Source organism: Flavobacterium segetis (assembly GCF_900129575.1).
Lineage (GTDB): Bacteria > Bacteroidota > Bacteroidia > Flavobacteriales > Flavobacteriaceae > Flavobacterium > Flavobacterium segetis.
This window is the reverse complement of record NZ_FQWE01000005.1, coordinates 52,059-66,693: the sequence shown is the minus strand read 5'-3', so window position 1 is coordinate 66,693 and position 14,635 is coordinate 52,059. Positions and strand designations below refer to the sequence as shown.

The window sequence follows — 14,635 nt, the reverse complement described above, 5'->3', positions numbered from 1 at the left end:
TTTTATATAAAAATTATTTTTGTTTGAATTTTAAAATTATGCTTCATCATCTGAATCATCCTCTTCAGCGTCATCGTCAAGTTCTTCTTCAGTTTCAGCATCAGCGTCTTCGTCGTCCTCTACTGAACCTTCATCTTCAAGAACCTCTAAGACTGGTTTAACTCTTTCAATAGTTTCTGTTTCAACTATGTTTCCATCTTCATCAACAACTACTTCTACTACATCATCTTTCATTACTTTAGTAACAGCTGCAATAGAATCTTTCCCTTTCAAATTGATAAGCTTGACTCCTTGAGTTGCACGACCCATGACACGTAAATCTTCAATTGCCATTCTAATTGTTAATCCTGATTTGTTGATAATCATTAAATCATCAGCATCAGTAACCGCATTAATTGAAATAAGTTTCCCCGTTTTCTCCGTTATATTTAATGTTTTGACACCTTTACCACCACGGTTTGTGATTCTATAAACATCTTCACCATCTTCGTCAACTAGTTTAGTACGTTTTCCATAACCGTTTTCTGTAACAACTAAAATTTGAGAATCATTTATATTTTCTTTATCTACAGTAACCATACCAATTACTTCATCAGTATCGTCCTTTAAAGTAATACCGCGAACTCCTGATGCTGTTCTACCCATTGGACGGGTTTTTGTTTCTTCAAAGCGAACTAACTTTCCTGATTTGACAGCTAATATTATCTGGCTTTCACCATTTGTTAATTTAGCTTCAAGTAATTCATCCCCTTCCTTAATTGTAATTGCAGCAACACCATTTACTCTAGGCTTAGAATATTTTTCTAAAGATGTTTTCTTTACCTGACCTTTTTTAGTCACCATAATAAGGTTATGACTATTGATATAGTCTTTGTCTTTTAAATCTTGTGTACATATGAACGCTTTTACCTTGTCGTTACTTTCTATATTTACTAAGTTTTGTATAGCTCGGCCTTTAGCCGTTTTACTTCCTTCAGGAATTTCGTATACACGCATCCAGAAACATTTTCCTTTTTGCGTAAAGAACATCATATATTGGTGATTTGTCGCCACAAACATGTGTTCTAAGAAATCTTGATCTCTAGTTCCAGCACTTTTTTGACCAACTCCACCTCTATTTTGTGTCTTGTATTCAGTTAAATTAGTACGTTTAATATAACCAGCATGAGAAATAGTGATTACCACATTTTCATCTGCAATCAAATCTTCTATACTTACATCACCACCAGAATATTCAATAATAGATCGGCGTTCGTCACCGTACTTATCACGGATTTCTTCTAATTCCTCTTTAATCAACGCTGTTCTTAAACCTACATCTTCTAACAATGATTTTAAGTGGGCAATTAACTTCATTAATTCCTCATATTCAGCTCTTAACTTGTCTTGTTCAAGACCAGTTAATTGACGCAAACGCATTTCTACAATTGCACGTGCCTGAATATCTGATAACTGAAATCTCGTAATCAACTTTTCACGCGCTTCTTCAGTATTTTTAGAACTTCTAATCAAAGCAATTACTTCATCAATATTATCTGAAGCTATAATTAAACCTTCTAAAATATGTGCTCTTTCCTCTGCTTTGCGCAATTCAAAGCGAGTTCTTCTAACTACAACATCATGGCGGTGTTCTACAAAATAGTGAATCATTTCTTTTAGATTCAACATTTGTGGACGTCCTTTAACTAGTGCAATATTATTTACACTAAATGAGGATTGTAATTGTGTATACTTATATAATGTGTTCAAAACTACATTTGGAGTCGCGTCGCGTTTCAAAATATACACGATACGCATACCATTTCTATCTGATTCGTCACGAATATTCGCAATTCCTTCAATTTTTTTATCGTTAACCAAATCGGCAGTACGCTTGATCATATCTGCTTTGTTAACTTGGTAAGGAATTTCAGTTACAATAATTGATTCTCTACCGTCAACTTCTTCAAAACCAACTTTAGCACGCATAACAATACGTCCACGTCCTGTTTTGAAAGCTTCGCGCACACCTTCATAACCATAAATTATTCCTCCTGTTGGAAAATCAGGCGCCTTTATGTAGTTCATCAATTCATCAATCTCGATGTCATTGTTGTCCATAAAAGCTAAAGTTCCATTGATCACTTCTGTTAAGTTGTGCGGAGGCATATTAGTTGCCATACCCACGGCAATTCCCGTGGCTCCATTGATTAATAAAGTAGGAACTCTTGTCGGCATTACTTTTGGCTCATACAAAGTATCATCAAAATTCAATTGAAAATCAACTGTTTCCTTTTCAATATCAGCCATAATTTCTTCTGAAATCTTGCGCATTCTAGCCTCGGTGTAACGCATTGCTGCAGGACTGTCACCGTCTACAGAACCAAAATTTCCTTGACCATCTACTAACAAATAACGCATACTCCATTCCTGAGCCATACGCACCATTGCATCATAAACAGATGTATCTCCGTGTGGATGATACTTACCTAAAACTTCACCGACAATTCTGGCGGATTTTTTATGGGCTTTATTTGAAAAAACTCCTAAATCATACATCCCGTAAAGAACTCTTCTATGAACTGGTTTCAAACCATCTCTAACATCTGGAAGAGCTCTTGACACAATTACTGACATCGAATAATCGATGTAAGCTGATTTCATTTCATCTTCTATGTTAATAGGAATTAACTTTTCTCCTTCAGACATAAGTTGTTATATTAAAAAATTATATTAGTTTCAAAACGTGCCAATATACAGCTTTTTGAAATTTTTTAGCTACTTTTTAAGCACTTATTTTAATGATTTATCAACAAATAAATCCCGATCATTAGTTGATAATTTAAGGGAAATTTAACGCTGGAGTTGTTTTATTTTTTGTCTCTTAGCTGACAATATGTGTAACGGGAATGGTTTTTGTTTTTAAAACACTAATTCACTAAATTTACGATAGCAAATATATATTATGGACGATAATTTTTCACCGAGAGTAAAAGATGTTATTACATACAGTAAAGAAGAAGCTTTGAGATTAGGTCATGATTTTATAGGAACTGAACATTTAATGTTGGGAATCCTACGTGATGGAAATGGAAAAGCAATTCAAATGTTGAATAATCTTAATATAGACCTCGACCATTTACGCAGAAAGGTAGAAATCCTTAGCCCAGCCAGTGCAGGGATAGAGATTAATATCGAAAAAAAGAACTTACACCTAACGCGTCAAGCAGAGCGTGCATTGAAGACCACTTTCTTAGAAGCAAAAGTTTTTCAAAGTTCATCGATTAGTACAGCACACTTATTATTGTGTATTTTAAAAAACGAAAACGACCCTACAACCAAGCTACTCAATAAGCTCAAAATTGATTACGATGTAGCTAAAGAACAGTATATAAGTATGACTCCAAGCGAAGATGATTTCATTGAAAAACTACCTCGAAATGAATCGTATAATGACGATTCAGGACAAGATGACAGTCCGAAAGAAGGAACTTTTAATAATCCAGCTAATAAATCAAACAAGAAATCTAAGACTCCTGTTTTAGATAATTTTGGGAGAGATTTAACAGAAATGGCTGAGGAAGGAAAATTAGATCCAGTTGTTGGAAGAGAAAAAGAAATTGAACGTGTTTCTCAAATTTTGAGTCGTCGTAAAAAGAATAATCCTTTGCTTATTGGAGAACCTGGAGTTGGAAAATCAGCAATCGCTGAAGGTCTAGCACTACGAATCATTCAAAAAAAGGTTTCTCGTACTTTATTTAACAAGCGTGTTGTCACTTTAGATTTAGCAAGTCTTGTTGCTGGAACAAAATACCGTGGTCAGTTTGAAGAACGCATGAAAGCGGTCATGAATGAACTTGAAAAAAATGAAGATATCATTTTATTTATCGATGAAATTCATACTATCGTAGGTGCTGGCGGAGCAACAGGATCACTGGACGCCTCTAATATGTTTAAACCTGCCCTTGCACGTGGTGAAATTCAATGTATTGGTGCTACAACATTAGACGAATACCGTCAGTACATTGAGAAAGATGGTGCACTTGAAAGACGCTTCCAAAAAATAATTGTAGAACCAACATCTGTAGCTGAAACAATTACCATTTTGCATAATATCAAAAATAAATATGAGGACCATCACAATGTAACCTATTCTGATGATGCAATTGAAGCGTGTGTTAAATTAACGGATAGATATATGTCTGATCGCTTTTTACCAGACAAAGCAATTGATGCATTAGATGAAGCTGGTTCTAGAGTTCACATTACTAATATCGAAGTTCCAAAACAAATTTTGGATTTTGAACGCCAATTAGAAGACGTACGTGAATTGAAAAATGTTGTGGTTAAAAAACAGAAATATGAAGAAGCGGCTAAATTGCGCGATGATGAAAAACGTATCGAAAAAGATTTAGCTATAGCCCAAGAGCAATGGGAAGAAGATGCTAAAAATAATCGAATTGAAGTAAGTGAAGACAATGTTGCAGACGTTGTTTCTATGATGAGCGGTATTCCTGTAAATCGTATTGCGCAAACAGAAAGCAACAAGTTAGCTAAATTACCAGAACTTATTGAAGGTAAAGTAATTGGTCAGCGAGAAGCAGTTATGAAAATTGCACGGTCGATTCAGCGTAATCGTGCAGGATTAAAAGATCCTAACAGACCAATAGGCTCGTTTATTTTCTTAGGACAAACAGGTGTTGGAAAAACACAATTAGCGAAAGTTCTAGCTAAAGAATTGTTTGATTCAGAAGATGCATTGATTCGAATTGACATGAGTGAATACATGGAGAAATTTGCAATTTCTAGATTAATAGGAGCGCCTCCTGGATATGTAGGTTATGAAGAAGGTGGACAATTAACAGAGAAAGTTCGTAGAAAACCTTACTGTGTTGTATTATTAGATGAGATTGAAAAAGCGCATCCTGATGTATTTAATATGTTATTGCAAGTATTGGATGATGGATATTTAACAGACAGTTTAGGACGTAAAATTGACTTTAAAAATACTATCATTATCATGACTTCTAATGTTGGAGCTAGACAGTTAAAAGATTTTGGTCAAGGTGTTGGTTTCGGAACTGCTGCTAAAGTAGCTCAGGCTGATGATAATTCGAAAAGTATCATTGAAAACGCTTTGAAAAAAACTTTTGCACCTGAATTCTTAAACAGAATTGATGATGTGATTGTTTTCAATGCTTTAGAAAAAGAGCACATAGATTTAATTATAGAAATTGAATTGAAAAAGCTTTATGCGCGTGTAGCTGAGCTTGGATATCAATTGAATCTGTCTCATAAGGCAAAAGCTTTTATTGCCGATAAAGGTTTTGATAGACAATTTGGCGCAAGACCATTAAAAAGAGCAATTCAAAAATATGTTGAAGATGCGCTTGCGGAGGAAATTATCACCTCTAAAATAGGATCAGGCGACGAAATTTACATGGATATTGAAGAGGGTGCACAAGAATTAACGGTGCAAGTTCATAAAGCTGGTGAGCCAACTAATTTATAAAATTAGCGAATAATAATTTAACTAAACCCGTTACGTTTTTATAACATAACGGGTTTATTCTTTACTTAAAATCCCACATTTTTAAAAACAAATATTTACATTTGGTTTTTACAAATCAAGAAAATTAAATTTGCCTTATGCCAGATAACAAAGTGATTTTAGGAAGCGAAGAGTGGTGTTCTTTTCCAGAAATAGGAATTCCTACAATAAAAGCGCGAGTTGATTCAGGTGCAAAAACATCTGCATTGCACGCTATAAATATCGCGCCATTCATTAAAGATGAAAATAACTGGGTTCGCTTTGATATAAATCCAATACAAAACAATTTAAAGACTGTAATTCATTGCGAAGCACCTTTAATTGATAAAAGAATTGTAAAGAGTTCTAGTGGTTTTAGAGAACAGCGCTATGTGATTCAAACTAATTTACAAATTGGAAATGAAACATGGCCGATAGAAATGACTTTGACAAATCGAGATTCAATGGGTTTTAGAATGTTATTAGGTCGTGAAGCAATGAGTGGAAGAGTTTTAGTAGATCCTGAACAGAAATACCTTTTGGGCCAACCCACAACAGATAGTTTAAAAGCACTTTACAAAAATTCAGAAAAAGCAAGTTCTGGATTGCGAATAGGTCTTTTAGCCAGTAACCCAGATTTATACAGTAACAAACGCATAATGGAGGCCGGCGAAATGCGCGGTCATGAAATGCATTTTTTAAATATCAAAGAATGTTATATGAAGCTGGATGCGAAAACACCAGAAATTCATTACCGTGGCGGCAAAATTTTAAATCAGTTTGATGCCATTATTCCAAGAATTAGGCCGAGCATAACTTTTTATGGTTGCGCTCTAACTAGACAATTTGAAGCATTAAAAGTGTACTGTTTAAATTCCTCTCATGCAATAACTCAATCTCGTGATAAATTATATTCATTACAATTACTCTTGAATCACGGTGTGGAAATACCAACTACAGGTTTTGCAAACTCACCCTTGGATACTGATGATTTAATAAAAATGGTAGGTGGACCACCCTTAATTGTAAAATTATTAGAGGGAACTCAAGGAAAGGGAGTCGTATTAGCAGAAACAAAAAAAGCAGCGGAAAGTGTAATCAATGCATTCAAAAGTTTAAATGCTAATATTTTAGTCCAAGAATTTATAAAAGAAGCAAACGGAAAGGATATTCGATGTTTTGTGATTGATGGTAAAGTAGTCGCGGCTATTCAGCGGGAAGCAATGCCAGGGGAATTTAGAGCAAACATACATTTGGGAGGAACTGCTTCAATTATAAAAGTGACCGCTGAAGAGAAACGAATTGCTATTAAAGCTACAAAAGCAATGGATTTAAAAGTTGCAGGTGTGGATATAATTCGTTCTGCAAAAGGACCTTTATTGCTAGAGGTAAATTCGTCTCCAGGACTCGAAGGAATTGAAGGCGCGACGAATAAAGACATTGCCGGTGAGATGATTAAAGCTATTGAGAAAAACTTCAAACTAAAATAATCATTGCATTTAGTGGTATTATGATAAATCCATATCTTGATATAATAATTCGCAGTGCTGCCGTCTACTTTTTCATGGTGATAGCATTGCGCATTTTTGGCAAGAAGGAATTATCGCAATTAAACACCGCTGATGTTATTCTGATATTATTGATAAGTAACTCAGTTCAAAATGCAATGGTTGGTGATAACACAACTTTACAGGGTGGTTTAATAGCAGCTTCAGTATTATTTATTATTAATTTTACTTTGAAAAAGTTGATGTTTAAGTACAGGAAGTTTAGTGATTTCATGCAAGAAAAACCAGAAATCTTAATACATAATGGGACTTTAGATTTTAAAATATTAAGCAAGTTGAACATTACTTCTGATGAATTAAAAGAAGCGATGCGGGAGCACGGCGTAGAATATTTTAAAGATGTAAAACTTGCCATGCTTGAGATTGATGGTAATATAAGTATCATTTCAAATATTGAAGATTTAAAACAAACTTATCACCGACGTAAACACATTCACAAAAACTTAAGATAAAAAAACATACAATATAAAGTTATGATTGGAATGCAGCAGATTTGCTGTTTTTACTTAATTTGTTTTTTGGACTACGACTCGTATTAAAAATTAACTATTTACATCGTAACAATAGTGACCAATCATAGTAAAACAGCTGAAAGTAGTTATGAATATAATGAGCTAACCATTGTGATCAGTTGTAAATCGATCAAAACTTACTTTGAAAGATTGTGAAATTTGATTGTAAATCATAAAAAAACCATTCTTAACAGAATGGTTTTTTTTAAAATCAATTGTTCTAAATAAATATGCTCAAAAAATAATATATCATTGCCGCTAATATTGCTGAAATGGGAATTGTTAAAACCCAAGCCCAAATCAAACTCACCGTCATTCCCCAGCGTACTGCAGAAACTCTTTTAGTGAGGCCAACCCCAATAATAGACCCTGTTATAGTATGCGTTGTGCTTACAGGCACTTTGAAATGCTCTGTAAAATATAAGGTCAATGCTCCAGCTGTTTCTGCAGCGACTCCTTCAAAAGAGGTTACTTTTGTAATTTTAGAACCCATCGTTTTTACAATTTTCCAACCACCACTTAGCGTTCCTGCTGCAATTGCAGAGTAACACGCTAACGGAATCCATTGTGGCATTTTAAAATCTCCGTCAGCATTTGGCAATACTACATCTAACCAATCTGGTAGCATATCCTGAGAAATTCCGCTTGTGTGAATATAAACTGTGACTGCTGCTGCAATAATTCCCATCACTTTTTGTGAATCATTTCCACCGTGACCTAAACTAAAGGCTGCTGATGACAGTAACTGCATTTTTTTTAACCAATAAGTGGATTGATGTAAATTTAAACTGCTAAAAAACAAACAAAAACTACTTATTGATAAAATTATAAAAGCAACTAGAAACCATTTAATATTGTGTGATTCAAGGACAACACTCCATAAATGGGAATCAAAACGAGGTTTTTTGATATCTTTGAAATATATCATTTGGCTTTCTACAAACCAAATTGTTAAAAGCATTAAACCAATTGTAAAAAATTTTGGATAAATACTTTTTTTCGATGCATTAAGTAGCCAAATCGAAATTAAATATGACATTAAAGCACCAATGAGCGGAGCTAACACAATAAAAGCTATGATAACCAAAACTCCGGATGGAAAACCACCATCTTTGCCCGCTGTGTACCAGTTTACAGTATCATACCAATAGGCAGTGTGTGCTTCTAAACCACTTCCCGTTGCATAACCTGAAAATCCGTGAACTGCTATTGCATGGGCAATTGCCGCTCCAGCAAAGCCGCCGATTAGCGTATGAGAGGAACTTGATGGAATCCCCTGCCACCATGTAAATAAATTCCATATTATAGCTGCAACAACTCCCGCAAGTATAACTACTAAATCAATTTCTAACGTATTAGCCGTTTTCGCAACCGTATCAGCCACTCCAAAACCAAAAACCCAATAAGCGAGAAAGTTAAAAAAAGCTGCCCAAACAACAGCTTGAAAAGGACTTAAAACTTTTGTGGCAACAACTGTCGCAATTGCATTAGCAGCATCATGAAATCCGTTGATATAATCAAAGATTAATGCTAGAACAATAATAACTATGAGTAAAGTAAATTCCATAAATGTAATTTCAAAATAAAACCAAAAAGATTAAGAGTGTTTTACAGAAATTGATTCTAAAACATTAGCCACACTTTTACATTTATCAGTAGCCGTTTCTAAAACAGAAAGCACCTCTTTATATTTTATAATGTTTATTGCATCTGTTTCATTTTCGAATAAATCAAGAACGGCTTTATCATATACGTTATCTGATTTATTTTCAAGTTTGTTAATCCTAGCAATCGCATTGGTAATATTTTTCATTTTTTTTAAATCTCTCAATTCTCTCACTGCAACATCAATATTTTGGCATGCTTCAAGATTAATTTCAGTCAGTTTCCTGATGGACTTTGTTATTTTATCCACTTGATATAATTTCATTCTGCTGGCAGCACCATGAAGATTATCAGCTACATTATCAATTGAAATAATCAAAGAATGTATATCCTCTCTATCAAACGGTGTGATGAAATTCCTGCTTAATTCTAAATTTGTTTGACGAGTGATATCTTCACCTTTTTGTTCTAATGCATCTATCTTTTGAAAAATAACTTCACGCTCCTTCAATGGAAGGTTTACTGCTTCATGTAAATTAGTTGCGATTTCAATTAAATTATTAGAAGCTTCTTCAAAAAGTGGAAAGAATTTTTTGTCTTTTGGAACTAAAAACTGGAAAAAATTATTAATGTTCATTTTTATTAATTTAGTGCGACAAAATTAATGCATTATTGTCTTCTAATGTTAAGTTAATATTAACAAATCGCTTTCTATTTGAAAAGTATTTATAAACATGACGGTCTTTTCAATATCATAGTGTAAAATTCTGTCTTCTTTAATTATCGAAACTTCCGCTCTATAAGCACTTAAAAACATTTCAATAAAAGTACTCGATTTTAATGGACGTCTGTATTCAATAGCCTGAGAAGCACTCATGAGTTCAATTGCTAAAATTCGTTCTAAATTTTCGAGAACTTTTAGGGCTTTCGTAGCTGCATTGGCACCCATGCTTACATGATCTTCCTGACCATTACTAGAAACAATACTGTCTACACTTGCAGGAGTTGCTAATTGTTTGTTTTGACTTGCAATACTCGCTGCTGTATATTGTGGAATCATCAAACCAGAGTTTAAACCTGGATTATCTACTAAAAAAGTGGGGAGGTTTCTAGCTCCTGAAATTAATTGGTAGGTTCTTCTTTCTGAAATACTTCCCAATTCTGCCAGTGCAATCGCCATAAAATCTAGGGCTAAAGCCAATGGTTGTCCATGAAAATTCCCGCCAGAAATAATTTGGTCACTATCAATAAAAATATTTGGATTATCTGTAACCGAATTAATTTCTGTCTTAAAAACTTTTTTGACATAATCAATTGCATCCTTCGATGCTCCATGAACTTGGGGCATACACCTAAAAGAGTACGGATCTTGAACGTGATTTTTAATTTGCTCAATAATTTCACTACCAGCTAAAAATTCCTTGACGCGCTTCGCAGTAATAATTTGTCCTTTATGTGGCCTTATAAAATGAATTAATTCATTGAATGGTTCAATTCTCCCATCAAATGCCTCTAGAGATATTGTTCCAATTAAATCAGCTAAATAGGAAATTTTACTCACTTTCATCAATATATAAGCTCCATAGGCACTCATAAATTGAGTTCCGTTCAGTAGTGCTAATCCTTCTTTAGATTGCAAAACAATAGGTGTCCAATTAAAAATTTTCATTACTTCGCTGGTATGAACTTTTTTTCCTTCGACATACACGTCACCTTCTCCTATTAACGGTAAAGACAAATGTGCTAAAGGAGCTAAGTCACCAGAAGCACCAAGTGATCCTTGCGTGTAAATTACTGGTAAAATATCATTATTATAAAAGTCAATTAAGCGTTCAACGGTTTGTAATTGAATTCCAGAATGTCCATAGCTCAGCGATTGAATTTTAAGTAACAACATTAGTTTAACAATTGATCTTGGAACTTCATCTCCAGTACCACAAGAATGTGATTTTACTAGATTTTCTTGTAATTTTGATAAATTCTCTTTAGAAATTTTCACATTACATAAAGACCCAAAGCCAGTGTTGATTCCATAAATAGCTTCATGTTGTGATGCCATTTTTTTGTCTAAATAAGCTCTACATTTTTGAATATTGACTTTTGCTTCTTCAGATAAAGCTAAATTTTTATGATTTGAAACAATTTCTTCTAAAGTTTCCAAGCTAAGCAATTCAGTACTAATGTAATGCGTATTATCCATTTTTGTAATATTTAGATAGTAAAATTGAGCAAATCTTTATAATTATACAACGTTTATTATTAATAATTTAATTATTTGAGTTAAACAATACTTAATGCTAGATAACATCGTCGTTAAATACTTATATGAACACTAACTGCTACAAGAATATGCGTGGACATTAGTCAATATGACGATTTACAAATTGATTTTAACCAATTATCAATTAACTAAATTCTTAAAAAAAATTATCGTTTGATAAAATATGTTTTATCATGCTTAAATTTTGGATAAAATTTTACTCTACTTTAAAGTAATCCATTTATGGAATAAAAAGAGTTTAATTATTAATATTCGTAAGATAATTTAATGAAAAGATTTTGTCGCAAATAGAGAAATAAACGAATTGTATAATTTCGAGTCTAAATATTCAAGTAAAATTTGAATATCCATAATTAGCACTTTAATTTTTAAAATATTCGTAAAAGCTCACAGATGTTACGATAATTACCTAAAATACTGTAAGTTTGTAAATGAAAATGAGAAATAACACAGATATAGATCAATCTTCCAAAACAATCCAAACATTGGTCACAACTGCTGTTATATCTTCTACAAACACTACTACAACCCCATTGGGGTAAAAAATCTATATATAATCCTGTTTATGCTATCTTTTTTTTAAAAAGAAAAATTTAGATGTACACAAACGTCTCACTTTCTAATACAAAACAAACACACTCATCATTTGTAAAAAATTAAACAGTGATGGTAATAATACCCAAAACACACTCTCATGAAAGTATTAAAATTTGGAGGGACTTCGGTTGCCAATGCACAAAACATAAAACTAGTTTTAAATATCGTTAACAATAAAGCGAAAGACGAAAAATTAATTGTTGTGGTTTCTGCTTTTACTAAAGTTACTGATATGCTGCAATTAGCCTCTAGAAAAGCAGCAGCTGGTGACGAAACTTATAAAGATACCCTCGCCGAAATAGAGAAAAATCATCTGAACGCTATTAAAGAGCTGATTCCTGTGATTGAACAAAGTGCTCTTTTAAGCCATATCAAACGAATTGTAAATCACCTTGAAACCTTATTAGACGGATGTTATCTTTTAGGGGAATTGTCATTGCGAACGTCTGATACGATTTTGAGTTTTGGAGAATTACTATCCTCCTATATTATAGCCGAAGCTTTAAAACAAAATTTAAAAAATAGTAATTATAAGGATAGCCGCGAACTGATAAAAACTAATAGTTATTTTGGTAAAGCAGCCGTAAATTTTGAAGTTACAAATCAACTCATATTTGATTATTTTGCCTCAAATGACAGTCAGGTTGTTGTAATGCCTGGATTTATAGCTTCAACTTTAGAAGGAATTAATACAACTTTAGGTCGCGGCGGTTCTGATTATTCTGCGGCAATAATTGCTGGAGCTCTTAATGCAAATCAGTTAGAAATATGGACTGATGTAAACGGAATGTTTACTGCAAATCCAAAAGTAGTTAAACAAGCACAATCTATTGCTTTTATTTCATACCAAGAAGCGATGGAGTTATCTCATTTTGGTGCTAAAGTTTTATATCCACCAACTATTCAACCAGTATTGAGAAAAAATATTCCAATTGTAATCAAAAATACATTTGAGCCAGAATCTGATGGAACTTATATTTCTAATCAGGAAATGATTCATTCAAATCCTGTCAAAGGAATAAGCCATATTGACAATATTACATTAATTACGCTTGAAGGTTCAGGCATGATTGGTATTTCAGGTTCGTCAAAACGACTTTTTGAAGTATTATCGCAGAAAAATATTAATGTGATTTTTATTACCCAAGCATCTTCAGAGCATTCTATCTGTATTGGAATATTAAATTCTGATGCTGATGTTGCAGAAGAAGCCATTAATAAAGCGTTCGAAAATGAGATTTCTCAAAATAAAATAGAACCATGCATCGTAGAAAAAAATCTTTGTATTATTGCTTTGGTGGGTGAAAATATGAAAAATCATCAAGGTTTAAGCGGTCGAATGTTTAGTACATTAGGAAAAAATAATGTAAATATCCGAGCAATTGCACAAGGCGCATCTGAAAGAAATATTTCTGCAGTAATCAATGAAAGAGATGTTAAAAAAGCCCTGAATACATTGCACGAAAACTTTTTTGAAGAAAACGCAAAACAACTAAACCTATTTGTAATGGGAGTGGGTAATGTAGGCGAAAAATTTATGGAGCAGATTCAACAGCAGCAAAAATTCCTAAAAGAAAACCTAAAAATAAATTTGCGCGTTATCGCTATATCAAATTCACGCAAAATGCATTTTGATGAAGAAGGGATAGCTCTTGAAGATTGGCAATTTTTATTAGAAAATAGCGAAGTTGCTGATCAAAATAAATTTATTGATACCGTAAAAGAACTTAATTTACGCAATAGTATATTCGTTGACATTACTGCAAATGAAAGTATTTCAAAAACGTATGAACAGTATTTAAAACGCAATATTGCAGTGGTTACTTGCAACAAAATTGCTTGCGCATCAGAATATGATAATTATAGAAAACTAAAAAAATTGTCACAGCAATTTAATGCTCCGTTCTTATTTGAAACTAATGTTGGTGCTGGTTTACCTATTATAGACACTGTAAAAAATCTGGTTGCATCAGGAGACAAAATCAACAAAATCCAAGCAATTCTATCAGGAAGTTTAAACTTTATATTTAATAATTTTAATGAAAACAATACTTTTCATGATGTCGTTAAAGAAGCTGGCGTACAAGGTTTTACGGAGCCAGATCCTAAAGTTGATTTAAGTGGAATTGATGTTGCCAGAAAAATATTAATTTTAATTAGAGAGAGCGGCTATAAAATGGATATCAACGAGATTAACAATGAATCCTTCATGCCTGCTGAATGTTTAAATACCACTACAAACGAAACCTTTTTTGAATCATTAGCGAACCATTCTGCTCATTTTGAAGATATTTATAAAGAAGCTTTAAGTAAAGATTCAAGACTTAAATATGTTGCGCAATTTGAAAACGGAAAAGCAAATGTTGGTCTACAATTCATACCAAAAGATCATCCTTTTTACAATTTAGAAGGCAAAGACAATATTGTATTATTTTTTACGGATAGATACGTAGATCAGCCATTATTGATAAAAGGTGCTGGTGCTGGTGCTGCTGTTACAGCGTCTGGAATTTTTGCTGACGTCATTAGAATTGGAAATAATTAATTAGTCAAAAGTGAAGAC

8 protein-coding genes are annotated in these 14,635 nt (G+C 33.1%); 4 read left to right on the top strand and 4 right to left on the bottom strand.

The genetic code is table 11. From position 1 onward, the window contains the following. Window positions 1-36: 36 nt before the first annotated feature. Window positions 37-2,688: a DNA gyrase subunit A gene (gyrA, locus tag BUA99_RS08400; RefSeq protein ID WP_072990779.1), complete on the bottom strand. Its 2,652-nt coding sequence runs from the start codon at window positions 2,686-2,688 to the stop codon at window positions 37-39. Window positions 2,689-2,944: 256 nt separating this feature from the next. Here gyrA and BUA99_RS08395 point away from each other — a divergent pair, with 256 nt between their 5' ends. The 3 genes from BUA99_RS08395 (at window position 2,945) to BUA99_RS08385 (ending at window position 7,529) form a co-directional block, all read left to right on the top strand. Next, window positions 2,945-5,491 (top strand): ATP-dependent Clp protease ATP-binding subunit, encoded by a 2,547-nt coding sequence (locus BUA99_RS08395; protein ID WP_072990777.1) that lies wholly within the window; start codon window positions 2,945-2,947, stop codon window positions 5,489-5,491. 137 nt (window positions 5,492-5,628) lie between these two features. Then, window positions 5,629-6,999, top strand: a complete 1,371-nt coding sequence (gene rimK / locus BUA99_RS08390; protein WP_072990774.1) for a 30S ribosomal protein S6--L-glutamate ligase — start codon at window positions 5,629-5,631, stop codon at window positions 6,997-6,999. A gap of 20 nt (window positions 7,000-7,019) precedes the next feature. Beyond that, window positions 7,020-7,529, top strand: coding sequence for a DUF421 domain-containing protein (locus BUA99_RS08385; protein ID WP_072990771.1), 510 nt, complete (start codon window positions 7,020-7,022; stop codon window positions 7,527-7,529). 280 nt (window positions 7,530-7,809) lie between these two features. Here BUA99_RS08385 and BUA99_RS08380 read toward each other — a convergent pair whose 3' ends face one another. From BUA99_RS08380 to hutH, 3 genes are read right to left on the bottom strand one after another with little or no spacing between them, the layout of a single operon-like run. Further along, window positions 7,810-9,156 (bottom strand): inorganic phosphate transporter, encoded by a 1,347-nt coding sequence (locus tag BUA99_RS08380; RefSeq protein ID WP_072990769.1) that lies wholly within the window; start codon window positions 9,154-9,156, stop codon window positions 7,810-7,812. A 30-nt stretch (window positions 9,157-9,186) separates the two neighbouring features. Then, entirely contained in the window at window positions 9,187-9,831 is a 645-nt protein-coding gene (locus BUA99_RS08375) for a DUF47 domain-containing protein (RefSeq protein WP_072990766.1), read from the bottom strand. Window positions 9,832-9,879: 48 nt separating this feature from the next. After that, window positions 9,880-11,394: a histidine ammonia-lyase gene (gene hutH, locus BUA99_RS08370; RefSeq protein WP_072990763.1), complete on the bottom strand. Its 1,515-nt coding sequence runs from the start codon at window positions 11,392-11,394 to the stop codon at window positions 9,880-9,882. Between the two features lie 775 nt (window positions 11,395-12,169). Between hutH and thrA the strand changes: the two genes are divergently transcribed. After that, the gene (gene thrA / locus BUA99_RS08365) at window positions 12,170-14,617 is read left to right on the top strand and encodes a bifunctional aspartate kinase/homoserine dehydrogenase I (RefSeq protein ID WP_072990757.1); all 2,448 of its coding nucleotides are present in this window, start codon (window positions 12,170-12,172) and stop codon (window positions 14,615-14,617) included. Window positions 14,618-14,635 lie beyond the last annotated feature (18 nt).

What these genes read in the sequence shown, in the direction of transcription:
- gyrA (WP_072990779.1), bottom strand. Translation starts at nt 2,688, where the DNA reads ATGTCTGAAGGAGAAAAGTTAATTCCTATTAACATAGAAGATGAAATG.
- BUA99_RS08395 (WP_072990777.1), top strand. Translation starts at nt 2,945, where the DNA reads ATGGACGATAATTTTTCACCGAGAGTAAAAGATGTTATTACATACAGT.
- rimK (WP_072990774.1), top strand. Translation starts at nt 5,629, where the DNA reads ATGCCAGATAACAAAGTGATTTTAGGAAGCGAAGAGTGGTGTTCTTTT.
- BUA99_RS08385 (WP_072990771.1), top strand. Translation starts at nt 7,020, where the DNA reads ATGATAAATCCATATCTTGATATAATAATTCGCAGTGCTGCCGTCTAC.
- BUA99_RS08380 (WP_072990769.1), bottom strand. Translation starts at nt 9,156, where the DNA reads ATGGAATTTACTTTACTCATAGTTATTATTGTTCTAGCATTAATCTTT.
- BUA99_RS08375 (WP_072990766.1), bottom strand. Translation starts at nt 9,831, where the DNA reads ATGAACATTAATAATTTTTTCCAGTTTTTAGTTCCAAAAGACAAAAAA.
- hutH (WP_072990763.1), bottom strand. Translation starts at nt 11,394, where the DNA reads ATGGATAATACGCATTACATTAGTACTGAATTGCTTAGCTTGGAAACT.
- thrA (WP_072990757.1), top strand. Translation starts at nt 12,170, where the DNA reads ATGAAAGTATTAAAATTTGGAGGGACTTCGGTTGCCAATGCACAAAAC.